The sequence below is a fragment of the Saccharopolyspora taberi genome, assembly GCF_039534165.1.
GTDB classification, from domain to species: Bacteria; Actinomycetota; Actinomycetes; order Mycobacteriales; family Pseudonocardiaceae; genus Saccharopolyspora_D; species Saccharopolyspora_D taberi.
This window is the reverse complement of record NZ_BAAAUX010000014.1, coordinates 72,077-87,886: the sequence shown is the minus strand read 5'-3', so window position 1 is coordinate 87,886 and position 15,810 is coordinate 72,077. Positions and strand designations below refer to the sequence as shown.

General features: G+C 71.9%; 17 protein-coding genes and 1 pseudogene. 7 read left to right on the top strand and 11 right to left on the bottom strand.

Translation table 11 applies throughout. The features are described from left to right. Positions 1–385: 385 nt before the first annotated feature. Positions 386–1,246 (bottom strand): hypothetical protein, encoded by an 861-nt coding sequence (locus ABD691_RS14495; protein ID WP_344680185.1) that lies wholly within the window; start codon positions 1,244–1,246, stop codon positions 386–388. Positions 1,247–1,635: 389 nt separating this feature from the next. Between ABD691_RS14495 and ABD691_RS14490 the strand changes: the two genes are divergently transcribed. After that, complete coding sequence (locus ABD691_RS14490; RefSeq protein WP_344680184.1) at positions 1,636–2,088, top strand: L,D-transpeptidase; 453 nt, start codon at positions 1,636–1,638, stop codon at positions 2,086–2,088. A gap of 48 nt (positions 2,089–2,136) precedes the next feature. On the opposite strand, the gene ABD691_RS14485 is transcribed toward ABD691_RS14490, so the two are convergent. From ABD691_RS14485 to ABD691_RS14475, 3 genes are all read right to left on the bottom strand, one after another. Next, on the bottom strand, positions 2,137–2,616 hold the full coding sequence (locus ABD691_RS14485; RefSeq protein WP_344680183.1) for a nitroreductase family deazaflavin-dependent oxidoreductase: 480 nt from the start codon (positions 2,614–2,616) through the stop codon (positions 2,137–2,139). 97 nt (positions 2,617–2,713) lie between these two features. Further along, positions 2,714–3,148, bottom strand: a complete 435-nt coding sequence (locus ABD691_RS14480) for an NUDIX hydrolase (protein ID WP_344680182.1) — start codon at positions 3,146–3,148, stop codon at positions 2,714–2,716. A 66-nt stretch (positions 3,149–3,214) separates the two neighbouring features. After that, complete coding sequence (locus tag ABD691_RS14475) at positions 3,215–4,234, bottom strand: DNA polymerase IV (RefSeq protein ID WP_344680181.1); 1,020 nt, start codon at positions 4,232–4,234, stop codon at positions 3,215–3,217. A 79-nt stretch (positions 4,235–4,313) separates the two neighbouring features. On the opposite strand from ABD691_RS14475, the gene ABD691_RS14470 reads away from it, so the two are divergent. Further along, the gene (locus tag ABD691_RS14470; protein WP_344680180.1) at positions 4,314–4,796 is read left to right on the top strand and encodes an NUDIX hydrolase; all 483 of its coding nucleotides are present in this window, start codon (positions 4,314–4,316) and stop codon (positions 4,794–4,796) included. 39 nt (positions 4,797–4,835) lie between these two features. Here ABD691_RS14470 and ABD691_RS14465 read toward each other — a convergent pair. Next, a pseudogene (locus ABD691_RS14465) lies at positions 4,836–4,970 on the bottom strand (rhodanese-like domain-containing protein); the annotation flags it as partial. A gap of 46 nt (positions 4,971–5,016) precedes the next feature. Here ABD691_RS14465 and ABD691_RS14460 point away from each other — a divergent pair. The 3 genes from ABD691_RS14460 to ABD691_RS14450 are packed head-to-tail and all read left to right on the top strand — an operon-like array spanning position 5,017 to position 7,258. After that, a complete protein-coding gene (locus tag ABD691_RS14460; RefSeq protein ID WP_344680179.1) occupies positions 5,017–5,454 on the top strand; it encodes a hypothetical protein in 438 nt (145 codons plus the stop codon). A gap of 41 nt (positions 5,455–5,495) precedes the next feature. Beyond that, the gene (locus ABD691_RS14455) at positions 5,496–6,110 is read left to right on the top strand and encodes a TetR/AcrR family transcriptional regulator (RefSeq protein ID WP_344680178.1); all 615 of its coding nucleotides are present in this window, start codon (positions 5,496–5,498) and stop codon (positions 6,108–6,110) included. Further along, positions 6,107–7,258: an FAD-dependent oxidoreductase gene (locus tag ABD691_RS14450; protein WP_344680177.1), complete on the top strand. Its 1,152-nt coding sequence runs from the start codon at positions 6,107–6,109 to the stop codon at positions 7,256–7,258. The genes ABD691_RS14455 and ABD691_RS14450 overlap by 4 nt, the downstream gene beginning before the upstream one ends. Positions 7,259–7,260: 2 nt before the next feature. Here the strand turns inward: ABD691_RS14450 and ABD691_RS14445 are convergent, their stop codons facing one another. Beyond that, positions 7,261–7,920 (bottom strand): response regulator transcription factor, encoded by a 660-nt coding sequence (locus tag ABD691_RS14445; protein WP_344680176.1) that lies wholly within the window; start codon positions 7,918–7,920, stop codon positions 7,261–7,263. An 18-nt stretch (positions 7,921–7,938) separates the two neighbouring features. Beyond that, positions 7,939–9,111, bottom strand: coding sequence for a sensor histidine kinase (locus tag ABD691_RS14440; protein ID WP_344680175.1), 1,173 nt, complete (start codon positions 9,109–9,111; stop codon positions 7,939–7,941). A gap of 150 nt (positions 9,112–9,261) precedes the next feature. On the opposite strand from ABD691_RS14440, the gene ABD691_RS14435 reads away from it, so the two are divergent. After that, positions 9,262–10,686 carry an ArnT family glycosyltransferase gene (locus ABD691_RS14435; RefSeq protein ID WP_344680174.1) on the top strand — a complete coding sequence of 475 codons (1,425 nt, stop codon included), beginning with the start codon at positions 9,262–9,264 and terminating at the stop codon, positions 10,684–10,686. Here the strand turns inward: ABD691_RS14435 and ABD691_RS14430 are convergent. The 3 genes from ABD691_RS14430 to ABD691_RS14420 all read right to left on the bottom strand — a co-directional run bounded on the left by ABD691_RS14430 (position 10,679) and on the right by ABD691_RS14420 (position 14,564). Next, positions 10,679–12,319: a DUF885 domain-containing protein gene (locus ABD691_RS14430; protein WP_344680173.1), complete on the bottom strand. Its 1,641-nt coding sequence runs from the start codon at positions 12,317–12,319 to the stop codon at positions 10,679–10,681. The two genes, ABD691_RS14435 and ABD691_RS14430, sit on opposite strands and share 8 nt — an antisense overlap. Continuing rightward, positions 12,316–13,488, bottom strand: coding sequence for an MFS transporter (locus ABD691_RS14425; protein WP_344680172.1), 1,173 nt, complete (start codon positions 13,486–13,488; stop codon positions 12,316–12,318). Before ABD691_RS14425 ends, ABD691_RS14430 begins: the two co-directional genes overlap by 4 nt. Positions 13,489–13,589: 101 nt before the next feature. Beyond that, positions 13,590–14,564 carry a LacI family DNA-binding transcriptional regulator gene (locus ABD691_RS14420; protein WP_344680171.1) on the bottom strand — a complete coding sequence of 325 codons (975 nt, stop codon included), beginning with the start codon at positions 14,562–14,564 and terminating at the stop codon, positions 13,590–13,592. 282 nt (positions 14,565–14,846) lie between these two features. On the opposite strand from ABD691_RS14420, the gene ABD691_RS14415 reads away from it, so the two are divergent. Next, positions 14,847–15,074 (top strand): hypothetical protein, encoded by a 228-nt coding sequence (locus tag ABD691_RS14415; protein ID WP_344680170.1) that lies wholly within the window; start codon positions 14,847–14,849, stop codon positions 15,072–15,074. A gap of 15 nt (positions 15,075–15,089) precedes the next feature. Here the strand turns inward: ABD691_RS14415 and ABD691_RS14410 are convergent, their stop codons facing one another. Next, positions 15,090–15,797 carry a GTP pyrophosphokinase gene (locus ABD691_RS14410; protein WP_344680169.1) on the bottom strand — a complete coding sequence of 236 codons (708 nt, stop codon included), beginning with the start codon at positions 15,795–15,797 and terminating at the stop codon, positions 15,090–15,092. Positions 15,798–15,810 lie beyond the last annotated feature (13 nt).

Genomic DNA, 15,810 nt, shown 5'->3' with positions numbered 1-15,810 from the left:
TTTCGCACCAAGGCGCGCGGTCATGGAAGAGGACGGGGCCCGCGCGCCACAAGCGCGCGGGCCCCGTTCCTTTTTCGGTTCACCTTCCGCTCGTGCAAAGCGCTGACTCGAACAGGTCCGCACACCTCCCTGCCGCGGCCAGAAGCTCCTCCCGCCACCGCCAGTCCGCGGCACACGTCAGGTCGTACGTCAGCGCGTTTTCCAGCGCGGCCCGGGCGTTCCTCGGCCACGGCCACATCAACCACCGCTCTGGATCGCAAGGATCCGGAATGCCATTCGTATTGATCGCCGTCTGCTGTCTGTGCGGCCCTTCACATCGACAGGGACAGGGCGTCCGAGTCGGCGGCACCTGCGTTTCCGAATTGGGCCGACAGGTACGAGAAGCTCAGTCGAGGATGTCGAGCCGGTCCGCGAGCTCCGGGATCGGTGTTCGGCGACGTTTGGCGCGCTCGGCAAGCTCGTGCACGGTATGGCGCGTCAACGTGTGGTAGCGCATCCACTCCGGCGCCAACCGCTCAGCCCAGAGTAGCTGCTCCGTTGCCTCTTGATCCCGGCCCTGGGGAAGGGCGACCGAACGGGCCAGAGCGACGGCGTTCTCGAAGCGTTCGCTCTCAACTGCGGCGTTCACACCGGCGATTCCGACGTTGGTCGGACCGAACGGTGTCGCGCAGATCGTCTGGTCGCGGCCGGTACGCGCCGCCGCAGTACGAGCCAGGCTCAGGTATTCCTCCGCACGATCCGGCTTCTTGTCGCGGACGGCCGCGCTCGCGGCCCGCAGCATGAGAATTCCCCAGACACCCAGCTTTCTCGAATCGTCGCGGATGAAATCCGGCTGCAGTTGCTCGGCTTTGCGAACCGCTGCCTCCTCGGCGTCCTTCAGCCGCCCCTGCTTGAACAGGACCCAGGACAACGAGGACACGTTCATCGCCTGAAGCAGCTCGTCCCCGGCACGCTGTGCCGCCTCCTGCGCCCGGATCAGGCCGATGTAGCCGATGTCGGTCTGGCCGAGAGCCGCCATCATCGTCGAGGCGATCTGGAACGCCTCACCAAGCACTCCGAAAGCCGCCGTCTGCTCATCGCCGGTCAGCTCGCGCGTCGCATCATGCGCCTCGGCGATGAGGCCGGGAAGAATCGCACCGAGCAGAGCGAACGAGCCCTGCTTTCTGCGTCCCTCGCAGGGTGGCCTCGCCGTCCACGGTCGGCTCGACGGTGGACGACTGGCCGAGCAGCTGGGCCAGCTCGACATCGAGGGCGATCGCCATCCGGGTGAGAGAACTCATGCTGGCGGTGTGGCGGACCCCCTGTTCCAGCTTTCGCACCAAGGCGCGCGGTCATGGAAGAGGACGGGGCCCGCGCGCCACAAGCGCGCGGGCCCCGTTCCTGTGTGCCCATGTCATCCGTTCGTGTCGGACGCTGGCCGCGTACCGTGACCGCACCGGACAACCGGCGCGCTCCCCCGCAATGCGTGCGCGTGACATCGGTCACCCTCCGCTGTTTCTCCAACGCAGGGGTGCTATCGATCGGGTGTTCCGGGGCTTTTCCGATTCGGCGCTCCTCCGAACGGCCGCCATCACTCGGACGTATGGCACCGTCGAGGAGGCGCACATCGCTACGCCCGAGGACGTGAGGAGAACGATGGGCATCAGGACAACACCCGTGCTGGCGGTCGCGGCGCTGGTCGCCGGGGGCGCGCTCACCGGGGGCGCGGTCGCCGCCGAGGCGACCGGCGGCAGCCCGGCCCCCTGCCAGCCCAGCGCCAAGGCGTGCGTGAGCCTGTCCACCAAGCAGGCGTGGCTGCAGGACAACGGCCGCACCAGCTACGGACCGGTGCCGATCACCAGCGGCAAGGCGGGCTCGGAAACCCCGGTCGGGGTGCACCGCGTGCAGTGGAAGGACGCCGACCACACGAGCACCGAGTTCAACAACGCCCCGATGCCGAACTCGGTCTTCTTCACCAAGAACGGTCACGCGTTCCACGAGGGCAGCCTGGAGCAGGAGTCCAACGGCTGCGTGCACCTGTCGACCACCGCAGCCAAGCGGTTCTTCGACACCCTCAACCCGGGCGACGAGGTCCAGGTCGTCCCCTGAGCCTCCGGCCGTCGCCGGCCGGGAGCGCCCGGCCGGCGACGGCCCGGGTCAGTGCTCCTCGGCCGCGGGCTCCAGGACGAACAGCGGGATCACCCGGTCCGTCTTCTTCTGGTACGCGTCGAAGTCCGGGAACGCGCGCACGGCCCGGTCCCACCAGACGGCTTTCTCGTCCCCGGTCACCTCGCGCGCGATCATGTCCTGGCGCACCGGACCGTCCTGCAGCTCCACCCTGGGGTCGGCCACCACGTTGTGGTACCAGACCGGGTGCTTGGGGGCGCCGCCCAGAGAGGCGATCACCGCGTACTTGCCGTCGTGCTCGACCCGCATCAGCGGCGACTTGCGGATCTTGCCGCTCTTCGCGCCCCGGGTGGTCAGCACGATGACGGGCAGGTCGCGCCTGGCCTCGTCGTCCCATCCGATCAGATGCCCGAGGGTCGTCCCGTCCGTACCACCGGAGCTCTCGTAGAGCTCCACCTGATCGCGTACCGCCTTCGTCGTGCTCGGCTCGTACTCGCCCCTGAGCGGCATGGCATCCATCTCCGTGTCGTCGAAACCTCGTCGTCCGCGCACAACACCCGGGCGGGCGCCGGAATTCCCGCCGCGTCCACACCGGACCCGCGGCCGCTCAGCCGAAGTGGGCGGCGATCTGGCGCTTGAGGTCGTCGCTGACCGGGTACTGCTGCTCGGCGTCGACCCAGCGGTAGGCGTCGTGCTCGCTCAGCTCGATGTTGTCGGCGTCGCGCGGCACCACCGACCAGGTGTGCTGGCGGTAGTGCCCGCCGTTGCGGGCGGTGTAGTCGAAGGCTCCGAGGTATCCGGTGATCTCGTCGATGACCAGGCCGGTCTCCTCGGCGACCTCCCGGTGCAGCGCGGTCAGCAGGTCCTCGCCCGGCTCCACCTTGCCGGAGGGCAGTTCCCAGGCACCGCCCCGGAACTCGCCCGGCAGCCGCCGGAGCAGCAGGATCTCTCCCTTGTGGTCGACGACCGCGCCGACGATCTGCTGCTGCACGCCGTCGGCCGCGTCCTGGCGGGCGAGTTCGGTGATGTCAGGAAGGTTCATGCGCGGTGGTCCTCCTCGGCCACTCGGGTTCGCACCCCAGTGTCGACGACCCCACCACACGCGCGTTCACCGGATCTCACCGCGCACCCCCAGCAACCGGATCGGACGGTCCAGGTCGAACACTTCGAGCGCGGCGAGAGCAGCGGCTGCCAGGACCTCGGGCTCCCGGCTCGGCGAGTCGAGCGTCTGCCCGTGCGTGCGGGTCGTGAACGGGGCGTGCCGCACCTTCACCACGACCCGGCGCGCCAGCTCGTCATCGGCGGCGAGGTCGGCGGCCACCCGGTGGGCGAGCCTGGTGACCTCGCCGCGGACCACCTCGGGGTCGGTCAGGTTCCGTTCGAAGGTCTCCTCCCTGCCGTGCGAGCGGGCCAGGTAGGGCTCGTCGGTGACCGGTGTCGGGTCCCATCCCCTGGCCAGCGCGACCAGCCACGGCCCGGTGTTGGGCCCGAAGCGGGCGGCCAGCGCGGCTGGATCGGAACCGGCGAGTTCCCGGACGGTGGCGACCCCGAGCTCCGCCAGGTGCGCCGCGGTCTTCTTGCCGATGCCCCAGAGGACTTCGGGCGGGCGGTCACCCACGACGTCCCACCAGTTGTCGGTGTCGAGCCGGAAAACGCCTGCGGGTTTGGCGAAACCCGACGCGAGCTTGGCCCGCAGCTTGTTGTCGCCGATCCCCACCGAGCACTCCAGGCCGGTGCGGTCCCGCACGGCGGCCTGCACCAGCAGCGCACTCTGCCGCGCGTCGGCGGTGTCGAGCAGCATGAACGCCTCGTCCCAGCCCGCCACCTCCACGGTGCCGCCACCGGTCCGGAGCACGTCGACGAACTCCGCGGAGGCGGCGAGGTAGGCGTCGCGGTCGACCGGGAGGAACACCGCGTCCGGACAGCGGGCGGCGGCGGTGCGCAGCGGGGTGCCGGACCGCACGCCGTGCTCGCGCGCCTCGTAGGAGGCTCCGGCGACCACCCCGCGGCGGTTCGGATCCCCGATCCCGCCGACCAGCACCGGCCGCCCGCGCAGTTCGGGGCGGCGCAGCAGCTCGACCGCCACGATGAACTGGTCGAGGTCCACGTGCAGCACGATCCGCTCCACCCGCTCAGCCTCCCCGATCCGGCCGCCTGCGGCACTCCGGTGACCGCACCTATTCTCGGCGGGACGGCGAGGAGGACCAGTGGGCAAGCGGAGCGCGGGAATCGTGCTGTTCCGGATCCGGGACGGCCTGGAGGTGCTGCTCGTGCACCCGGGCGGACCGTTCTGGAAGAACAAGGACGACGGGGCGTGGTCGGTGCCCAAGGGCGAGCACGACGACGCCGAGGACCCGCGCGCGGCGGCGCTGCGCGAGTTCCGCGAGGAGACCGGCACCGACCTGAGCGGAGCGGATCTCGTGGAGCTGGGCGCGGTCCGGCAGAAGTCGGGCAAGGTCGTGACGGCGTTCGCCGCCGAGGGCGACTTCGATCCCGAGCTCCTGACCAGCAACGTCTTCGAGATGCAGTGGCCGCCGCGCTCCGGGCGGACCCAGCAGTTCCCCGAGGTCGACCGCGCCGGGTGGTTCGACGCGGACACCGCGCGGCGCAAGCTGGTCCCGGCCCAGGCCGAGCTGATCGACCGGCTGGAGCGGTTCCTCCGGCAGGACTCTCAGCAGCCGCGGACCTGACCGGCCGGTGCGGTCAGCGGGTCGGCGGGCCGCGTGCGCCCAGCAGTAGGTCACGACGACCGCGTCCGCGGGGACCAGCCGCGGGGCGGACCCGGTGATCTCGGTGGTCGGGAGGTGGAACGCACCAGGAATCCGGCCCTGCTCCCAGGATTCCGCGCTGCGCGAGTCGACCACGACCAAACCGTCCACATCGGACTCGAATGCGGCGTGCACGTCGGCGATGTCGGTTTCGAAGGCCGCGGGCAGCGCGGGCAGCGCGGCCGCGCTCGACCTGTGCGTGCACCTGGTGCGCGCGGACTTCGGGCCGGCGGTCGCCAACGCGGTGGCGCGCAGGCTGGTCGTCCCACCGCACCGGGAGGGTGGACAGGCGCAGTTCGTCGAGGACTTGGTGCCCGCCGCTCCCGACGACGATCGGATCGCGGCGAGCATGGCCTGGGCCCTGCGCCACCTCGACCGGCGGATCTCGGTGGCCGACCTGGCGCGGCAGGCGCACCTGTCGACCCGCAGCCACCTGCGGCACTTCCGGCGGTGCAGCGGGACGAGCCCGATCAAGTGGCTGATCGCGGGCCATGCGCACCTCGCCGTCGGCCTACCGGCGCGGCTTCGACAGGAATCCGTAAAGGCCGTTGCCCGCCTCCTCCGCTGCGCGCTAGCTTGAAAACACAAGAACGAATTGTTCACAGGTTTTCAGGAGGCGTCGTGCCACCCGCGTTCTCCGCCGAGGAGAAGGACCGGATCACCCGGCTGCTGCTGGAGACCGGCTCCCGGCTGTTCCCCGCCAAGGGGCTGCGCAAGACGTCCCTGGACGAGCTCGTCGAGCCCGCCGGGATCGCCAAGAGCAGCTTCTACGCCTTCTTCGACAGCAAGGAGGCGCTCTACCTGGAGCTCATGCTGCGGCAGACGGCCGAGGTCCGGCAGCGGGTCGTCGACGACGGGCTGCTGCGGGGCGAGACCACCCGCGACGGGCTGCGCCGGTTCCTGCGGGCCGCCGTCCGGGAACTGGCCACCAACCCGCTCTACAGCCGTCTGATGACGCACCCGGAGGAGATGGACGCGGTTCGCCGCCGGGTCGATCCGGCCCGGATCGCGGCGGCCGACAACCCGGTCACGGCGCTGGCCGGGTTCCTCACCGCCCGGCGCGGCGCGGACCTGATCGACGCCGACGTCCGGGTCGTGATCGGCGTGCTGCAGACGGTGCTGTTCGTACCGGTCCACGCCGACTGGCTCGGCGACGACCTCCAGTCCCCCGTGCTCGACCTGCTGATCGACATCGTCGCGGCGGGCCTGACCAGCAGGAAGGAAGACCTCGCATGAACAGGGCACTCGTCGTCGGGGCCGGGATCGCCGGGCTCTCCGCAGCGCTTCGCCTGCACCGGGCCGGGTGGCGGGTGACCGTGCTGGAGCGGTCGCCGCGGCTCCGCGACGGCGGCTACGTGGTCGCCTTCGGCGGGCTGGGCTACGACGCCGCCGAGCGGATGGGCATCCTGCCCGCGCTGCGCGAACGCGTGCTGCCGTCCGGCGAACTGGTCTTCGTGCGGCCGGACGGCCGGGTCCGCTACCGGATACCGACGTCCACAGTGGAATCGTTACGCGGCCGGCGTGATCTCAACCTGCTGCGCGGCGACCTCGAATCGGTGCTCCACGACTCCGTGCGTGCGCACGCCGACATCCGGTTCGGCACCACGGTCACCGCGATCGAGCAGGACGACCGGCGCGTGCGCGCCACGCTCAGCGACGGTTCCGCCGAGGAGGCGGATCTGCTCGTCGGCGCCGACGGCCTGCATTCGACCGTCCGCGAGCTGGTCTTCGGGCCGGAACGGCGTTTCCGGCTGGATCTCAACCACATCGCGAGCGTTTTCATGCTTCGCGAGTGTCCGTCCGCGGTCGCCGGGCGTTCGACCGCGTCGTTGACCGCGACCGGCCGGACCCTGGCCGTGCTGCGCCTCGACGACGAGCGGTCGGCGGCTTTCTTCGGCTACCGGACCGACGATCCGGACCGGCAGCTGGCGCTCGGGCCGAGGAAGGCGTTGCCCGCCGAGTACGGGGACATGGGCTGGCTGGCGCCGGACGTGCTGGCGCAGCTGCCCGACGCCGAACCGGTCTACTTCGACACCGTCAGCCAGATGCGGGTGGACCGGTGGAGCCGTGGGCGGGTGGTCCTGCTCGGCGACGCCGCCTGGTGCGTGACGCTGTTCGCGGGGTACGGATCGTCGCTGGCCGTCGGCGGCGCCGACCTGCTCGGCGCGGCGTTGGAGCGGGACTCCGTCGAGGTCGCTCTGCGGGAGTGGGAGGCGCGGCTGCGGCCGGAGGCCGAGCGCAAGCAGCAGCTCGGGCGGCGGGTGAAGGGGCTCTACGCTCCCGCCGACCCTTTCCGGCTCTGGCTCCGGGATCTGCCGTTGCGGTTGGCCGCCGTGCGTCCCGTGACCCGGTTCCTCCAGCGGCGGTTGCAGTTGACCGGGTGACTTCACACCAGGCCGGCGTCGTGGACCAGCAGTGCCACCTGGACGCGGTTGTTGAGTTCCAGCTTGGTCAGCAGGCGGGTGATGTGGGCCTTGACCGTGCCCACGCTCATGAACAGCTCGCCTGCGATCTCGGCGTTGGACCGGCCGCGGCCGATCGCGATGGCGACGTCTCGTTCGCGGTCGCTCAGGCGGGCCAGCCGGTCGCGCGCCTGGCGGCGCTGGTCGTGGACCGGGCCGCCGCCGAACTGGTCCATGAGCCTGCGGGTGACCGTCGGGGACAGCGCGGGTTCACCTCTGGCGACGCTGCGGACCGCGCGCACTATCTCCGCGGGCGGGGTGTCCTTGAGGACGAACCCGCTTGCTCCCGCGCGCAGGGCGCGCAGCACGTGCTCATCGGCGTCGAAGGTGGTCAGGACGATGATCTCCGGCGCGTCCTGCCGGGCGCGCAGCGCCTCCGTCGCAGCGAGACCGTCCACTTTGGGCATTCGGATGTCCATGAGCACCACGTGCGGCCGGTGGCGGGCGACGGCGTCGACGACCTCGGCGCCGTCGGCGGCCTCGCCGACGATCCGGATGTCGTCGAGGCCGCCGAGCATCATCGACAGGCCCGCGCGGACCAGTGCGTCGTCGTCCACGACCAGCACTCGGATCGCCGCTTCCATCGCTGTCCTCCGGCCGCCTCATCTGTCCTCGGAGCGCCACGGTAGCCAGGCCGCCAACCGGAACTCGCCACGGCCGGTCGCCCCGTGCTCCAGCGTCCCGCCCGCCAGGCTCGCCCGCTCGGCCAGTCCGACCAGCCCGGTCCCCGCACCCGGGATGGCGCTGGACGCGCGGGACAGCTCGTTGCGGACCTCGATCCGCACCCCGCCGTCGGCCTCGGTGAGCGACAGCGACACCGGCCGTCCCGGCGCGTGCTTGCGGGCGTTGGTCAGCGCTTCCTGCACGATCCGGTACGCGTTGCGGCCGACCGCCGACGAGACGTCCTCCGGTGGTTCCACCTCCCTGGTGTACGCGACCGGAGTACCCGCCTGCCGGGCGCTGGCGACCAGGTCGCCGATGTCGTCCAGCCCCGGCTGAGGGCGGTCCGGGGCGTCGTCGAGATCCCCTTCCCGCAGAACGGCGAGGACGTCCCGCAGCTCGCTCAGCGCCTGGTGGGCGCTGCTGCGGATGACCCCGGCCGCCTTGGCGATGTCGGCGGGCGGGGCGTCCGGCCGGAACTCCAGCGCGCCCGCGTGCATGCTCAGCAGGGAGATCCGGTGCGCCAGGGTGTCGTGCATCTCCCGGGCGATCTGGGTTCTCTCGCCACGCCGAGCCTGCTCGACGCGCAGCTGCTGCTCGGTCTCGGCGCGCCGAGCCCGCTCGGCCAGCGACTGCACCAGCTGCCGCCGGGCGCGCACCCACATCCCCCACGAGATCACCACCGCGGTGCCGAACGTGGTCAGCAGCGGGGTGAGCCACCACGGTTCGCCCGCTTCGGCGAACAGCAGCATCTTCGGGACCGCCATCAGCAGGTTCACCACCGCGACCGCCGCCGCCATCCCGCCGCCGCGGTGCACGGCCACGGTGAACATCGCCGCCGCTCCAGCTGGATCGGACGCCGGTGAGACCCCGGTGGCCAGGCTAAGCACGATCGACAGCTGCACCGGCCACCGCCTGCGCCACCACAGCGCCACGCACGACAGCACGCCGAGGGCCACGTTGACGCCCCGCGCCGGGGTCATCGGATCGTCGCCGAACAGGCCGGTGGCCGGAAGCGGCCCGGCGGCGAGGACGAGCGCGAACAGCACGCCGTCGACGATCCAGTCCCTTGTGGAGCGACCGGATCGCCGCGGTGAGAGCAACGCGCCGACCATGCACCCGACGTTACGGACCCGGCTGCGCGCGGCGCATCCGACCTTCGGACACACCTGGCCGACTTTCGTCGTGAGTTCGTCGACATCGGGCGGATGCGCCCGCGCTCCCCCGCCGACGAGGCTCGCAGCAGTCCGAGACGAGGAGACGCAATGCAAACGATCACCGACACCGGGCCGCGGACGGGCGACGTGCCCGCACTCGCGCGCGTTCCGGTGTGGACCATCGCGGGCGCCGTGGGCGTGGTGCTCCTGGCGACCAGCGCGTTCGGCGGCTACTGGTTCGACGAGCTGTACTTCGTAGCGGCCGGTCGGCATCTGGCCTGGGGGTATGCCGACCAGCCGTGGCTGGTCCCGTGGCTGGCGGCCGGGCTCGACGCGCTGATGCCGGATTCCCCGTTCCTGCTGCGGGTTCCGGCGGTGCTGAGCGCGGTCGGCGGTGTCGTGCTCACGGCCCGGATCGCCCGCGAGCTCGGCGGCGAGCGCCGCGCGCAGGTGCTGGCCGCGGGCGCGTACGCGGTGTCGCCGTGGCTGGTGGCCTCGGCGCACTGGCTGGCGACCTACACCCTCGACCCGTTCTGGTGGCTGCTCATCGGATGGCTCGTGGTGCGCTGGACCCGAGTGCGCGACGACCGGCTCCTGCTGTGGGCGGGGATCGCGACCGCGCTGGCCCTGCAGACCAAGTTCCTGGTCCCGCTGCTGTGGATCGCGCTGGCCGCCGGGATCCTGATCTCCGGACCGCGCGCGCTGCTCACCCGGCCGCTGCTGTGGGCGGGGGCCGGGATCGCGGTGCTGGTGACCCTGCCGACGCTGGGGTGGCAGGTCGCCAACGGCTGGCCGTACCTGGAGTTCACGAAGGTCGTCGGTTCCGAGGCTAAGCGGCTGGACATCATCACCGGGCTCCCGGTGCAGGCCGGCCTCGTCGGGATCGTCTTCATCGGCTACGCGCTCTGGCGGCTGCTGCGCTCCGAACAGCTCCGCCCCTACCGGTACCTCGCCTGGACGTTCATCGGCGTGACGGTGCTCTGCGTCTTGCTGGACGGGCGCGCGTACTACACCTCCGGCCTCTACGGGGTGCTGTTCGCCGTGGCGTCGGTCGAGCTCGGCCGCCGAAACCTCGTGCGCTGGTGGCAGTTCGTGGCGTGGCCGGGTTACGTCCTGTCCGCGGCGGGCACCGCCGGGCTGCTGGCGGTGCTCGTGTCCTCCGGCGCGATCACCGCGCGGTCGACCATCGAACCGGTCGCCGCCGCTTACCGGTCCCTTTCTCCGCAGCAGCGGGCGGAAACCGCGATCGTCGCCGAGATCTACCCGACCGCGGCGACGCTCGACCACTACGCGGACGAACTCGGCCTCCCGCGCGCCTACAGCCCGCACCGCGGCTACTGGTTCTTCGGCCCACCGCCGGAAACCGCGACCGACCTGCTCTACATCACCGCCGGGGAGGTCGACCGGATGCGCCCGCACTTCGCGCGGTCCCGGCCGCTCGACGAGCCCTCGGGGCTGTGGTTGATGGAGGACCGGACCGAACCGTGGCCGGTGATCTGGCCGCGGGTGCGCGCGGGCCTGTCGGTCAACTGACCGCCCACCGCGAGACCACGTCGGAGAGCACGTTCATCGGCAGCGGGCCGCCGCCGAGCACCACGTCGTGGAACGCCCGGAGGTCGAACGCCGCACCCATCTCCCGCTCGGCGGTGGCCCGCAGCCGTTCGATCTCCAGCCGTCCGACCAGGTAGGACAGCGCCTGCCCCGGTGTCTCGACGTAGCGGTCCACTTCGGACTGGAGTTCCACCTCGGCCAGCACCGTGCGCGCCCGCAGGAAGTCCACCGCCCGCTGCCTGCTCCAGCCGAAGGCGTGCAGCCCGGTGTCGACGACCAGCCGGGCCGCGCGCATCGAGTCCATCGCGAGCATGCCCAGGCGGGCCAGGTCCCCGGAGTACAGCCCGATCTCGTCGGCCAGGCGCTCGCAGTACAGCGCCCAGCCCTCGATGTAGGAGTTGATCCCGGCGACCTTGCGCAGCTTGGGCAGCCCGGTCATCTCCTGGGCCAGGGTGATCTGGAAGTGGTGGCCGGGAACGGCTTCGTGGAACGCGACGGCCTCGCTGACCGTGCGGTCGCGTTCGGTGGCGAGGTAGGTGTTGGCGTAGTAGGTGCCGCCGCGCGAGCCGTCCAGCGGCCCCGGCACGTAGAACGCGGCCGCGGCGGTGGGCCCCTGGTCGGCGGGGACCGGTGCCACCTCGCACGGGTGCGCGGGCAGGCGGCCGAAGTACTCCGGGGCCGCCTGCTCGGCCCGCCGGATCGCCGTCCTGGCCGCGGTGAGCAACTCCTCCGCGCTCTCCCAGCGCAGCGCCGGATCGGTGCGGACGCGGTCGCGCACCTCGGCCGCGGTCCGCGCGCCGAAGATCTCCGACCCGATTTCCCGGTACTCGTCGTCGAGTCGCGCGAGGACGTCGAGCCCGGTCCGGTGCAGCTGTTCGGGGGTGCGGTCCGTGGTGGTGTGCATCTTCGCGAGCGCGGCGTAGGTTCGCTCGCCGCCGGGCAGCCACACCAGTCCCGGCCGGTCGTCGGGCCTGCCGTGGCGGGCGATCTCCTCGCGCAGCACCTCGCGGTAGGTCGCGAACGCCGGTCGCACCACATCGCGCAGCAGCCGCTCGCGGCCGTCTGCCGCCGCCTCGCCGAGGACCGGCTTGCGCAGCGGGTCGTGGTCGGCGTCGGCCAGGTAGGCGTCGAGCCGCTCCAGCGCGGACCGGACACCGCGGCCGACCGGCGTCCGGCCCGCCGCCACTCCCTCGCGGTGCCGCTCCGCGGCCTGGGCGAGGAACCGCGGAATCCCCGCCAGCCTGGCCAGGAAGTCCTGCTCGTGCTCGGGCCCGGTCAGCTGCACGGTCGGCAGGACCGACAGCAGCCGGGACACCGGCGACACCGTGAGGTCGAGCATCGCGTGTTCGACCAGCCGGGCGTCGATCCGGGTCACGACCCCGTCGGCCTCCGCGGCCAGGACCCCGCAGGTGACCCGGTCCTGGCCGTCGACGTCCAGCCGGGCCGCCTCGCGGGCGATCCGGCGCGCCCGGCGCCGCAGCCGCTGGCCGGTGGCCTCGTCCAGATCGCCGAGCCGGTGGCCGAACCCGGGATGGCCCTGCAGGAGTTCGTTGACCGGGTCCTCCTCGGCGAGGACGTCGACCAGGTCATCGGCGAGCGCGAGCACGTCGGTCATCCCGTCATTGTGCCGCCCTGGTGCGGGATTCCGGCCTCTCCGCGGCGGATCCACCAGACCACCGCGAGGCAGACCGCGTTCACCCCGAACAGCGTGACCGGCGCGGACACCACCGTGGACACTCCGATCAGCGCTCCCAGAAGTGGCGGGAAAACGACACCGCCGATCATCGACGCGGCGATCACGTACGCGCCGCCGGCCCCCGGCGCGCTCCGGTAGAGCCACGGCAGACCGGTCGGGAAGACCGGTCCGATGAACAGCCCGACCCCGGCGTAGGCCCAGGGGCTCAGCGCCGGGACGACGGCCAGCCCGAGGCACACCGCCATCCCCGCGCAGCAGCCGCCGACGATGGCCGCCTCCGGCCAGCGCAGCGCCAGCGGGACGACGAGGAACCTGCCGACGGTCATCATCAGCCAGAACACCGACGTCGCCAGCGCCGCGACGCCCGCCGGGTACCCGACCGCCTCCAGGTGCGTCGGCTCCCAGCCCCCGACGCCCGACTCCACGCCGATGTTGAGCACGTACAACACCACGAAGGCCGCGATCATCGTCAGGATCCGCCTGCTCGGCCTGACCCGGACCGGCTGCTCGGGCGCGCTGCGGTCCTTGATGCCGCCGAGTGCGAACACCAGAACCGCGGCCAGGACGGCGAATCCGGCGAACACGACCTCGTGGTTGACCGGGCCCAGCAGCCCGAGCAGCGCGGGCGCGAGCACCGAGCCCACTCCGAAGAACCCGTTGAGGACGTTGAGCAGCGCCGGGCTGCGGTCGCCGAATCCCAGCGCGAACAGGTGGTTGAGCCCGTAGTCGACGCCGCCGTAGCCCACACCCGCGACCAGCGCACCCGTCAGGGCGAGCGGCCAGCTCGGCGACAGCACGAACACCAGCATTCCCAGCGCCATCGCCGCGTACGAGACCCCGAGCAGCAGCCGGTTGCCCATCCGGCCGTAGGCGCGGTGGAACAGCACGACCCCGGCGAGACCGCCGACGAAGTGCGCGCTCAGCGCGAGGCCGGCGGCGGCCGGGCCGAGGCCGTGCTCGGCGCGCAGGGCGGGGATCGCGGGTCCGTAAAGCGCCTGGAGAGCGCCGATGAGCACGAACCCGGTGCACGCCGCGACGACTCCCGTCCGGCTGAACAGACGCTGGTCCGCGGCGAGAGCCCGGGTCATGACCACTCCGTTCGTGAACGTTCACGTGAACGTTCACATGGTGCGGCGCGCAGGTCGCCGCGTCAACGGTGTTTTCCGGCTCAGGACGGTGTTTTTCCGGCTCAGGCGGAGGCGCGCACGACCAGTTCCGGCCGCAGGACCGGGATCCGCCGTTGCGCGGCGGGATCGTCCAGCAACCGCTCGACCTCGGCGACGGCGAGCTCGCCGAGGCGCTTCTTGTCGATGCGCACGGTGGTCAGCGCCGGCTCGATCCACTCGCCGAGGGCCAGCCCGTCGAAACCGAGCACCGCGCAGTCCCGCGGAACCCGCAGCCCCCGGGCCCGCAGCTGCCGCAGCGCGCCGACGGCCACCAGGTCGTTGAACGCGAACAGCGCGGTGACCTCGGGATGGCGTTCCAGCAGCCGCCCGGCGGCGCCGAACCCGCCCTCGACCGACTGCTCCGCGCGCTCGACCCGGCTGTCCGCGGCGTCCAGCCGGTGCTCGCCCAGCACGCCGAGGAACGACCGGCGGCGCTGGCTGCGGTCGCAGTCCGCCGCGCAGTCGATCATGCCGATCTCCCGGTGCCCGGCGGCCAGCAGGTGCGCCATTCCCGCGCGGACCCCGCTGTCGACGTCGACGCTGACGACACCGCTGCCCGCCACCGGGTGCTCCTGGTCCAGCAGCACCAGCGGGATGCGCGCGTCCCAGCTCTCGGTGTCGGTGCGGTCGAGGTAGCCGACCACCGCGTCCACCTGCGTCGTCAGCGACCGCAGCGCCGCCGCGCCCTGCCCGCTGACCACGACGACGTGCCAGTCCCGCCGCGAGGCCGCCTCGATCACGCCGGCGATGACCTCCGGGAAGAACGGGTTGCCGACGTCCGGGACCACCAGCCCGATCGTCGTCGTCTGCGCGGTCACCAGGCCGCGGGCGAACCGGCTCGGCCGGTACCCGAGCTCCGCCGCGACCGCGAGCACGCGGCGCTTGGTCTCCGGGTCGATGTCGGTCCGGTCGTTCATCGCCCGCGAAACGGTCTGGTACGAAACCCCGGCCGACCGCGCCACGTCCTTGATCGTGGCCCTGCGCGGCGACTGTCCCATTCCGCCATTGTCGCCCGCGGCACCGGTGCCACCGAGCACGACCTCCCGGTGCGGGTAACCTCGCCGCCGCCTTCCGGAGGCTCTGGTGATCATCCGTTCGGGTCATATCCGAGTTCCTTCCGCGTCACGCCGCGGTGGTGATCGCGTCGCGTCAGCGGAGGTGGGGAGAATGATCCGATGCGACCGCCGGGAGGCGGGACGGGCGCACCGCCGCTCGTCCCGGCCGGCAGGAGACCAGATCAGCACACGACAGCCGGGGCACGCCGGCAGCGAGGTCGCCGAATGAACCAGACCGTCGCCGTTCGCTACGCCATCGGCCTCGTCGGCGAGTCCCGCCGCCAGGCGCACCTGTCGTCCGCGCCCGGCCCCGGCGCGAGCCCGCTGTCCTGGGTCACCTTCTGCGGGCTGGAGATCCCGGCCGAGCAGGCCGAGGTCGCCAGGAAGCCCGCGGGCATGCCGTGCTTCCGCTGCCTGTCCCAGTTCACCGGCACCGCGTGCCTCGATGCCTGACGGCCTGCCGCGCGCTCAGCCCGGAGCCACCTCGCTGTGCTCGTGCAGCGACGACATGCGCGCGTCGAGCCCGGCTGCGGCTTCGGCCGCAGCCTTCAGCTCGGCGGCGAACCCGTCCGGCACCGCGCCACCGCTCTTGTAGAGCAGCTCGTGCTCGACTGCCGCCCAGAAGTCCATCGCGATGGTGCGGATCTGGAGTTCGACGGCGACGAGCTCGGTGTGGTCGGACAGGTGCACCGGGACCTTGATGATCAGGTGCAGGCTCCGGTAACCGTTCGGCTTCGGGGCGGCGATGTAGTCCTTGGTCTGCACGATCTCCATCTCGTGCTGGCGGATCAGGTCCCGGATGAGGTAGACGTCGGAGACGAACGGGCACACCACCCGCACCCCGGCGATGTCGGTGAGGTGCCGGCGCGCCGAGACCGGGTCGACGGGCAGCCCGCGCCGGGAGAGCTTGGCCGCGATGGCCTCCGGGCGCTTGACCCGGGAGGTGATGTGCTCGATCGGATCGTGCTCGTGGGAGTAGTCGAACTCCTCGCTCCAGATCCGCAGCTTGGTCATGATCTCGTCGATGCCGAACTTGTGGACCATCAGCAGATCGCCGGTCCGGCGCACGAAGTCGAACGCTTCCGGGCCGAGGTCGTCCAGCGGGCCCGCGGTGGTGCTCTGCGGGTAGGGCCATCCGCGCGCGCTGCCGCGCGGTGCTCGCTCCTTGGGGGTCATCGACGCTCCTTCG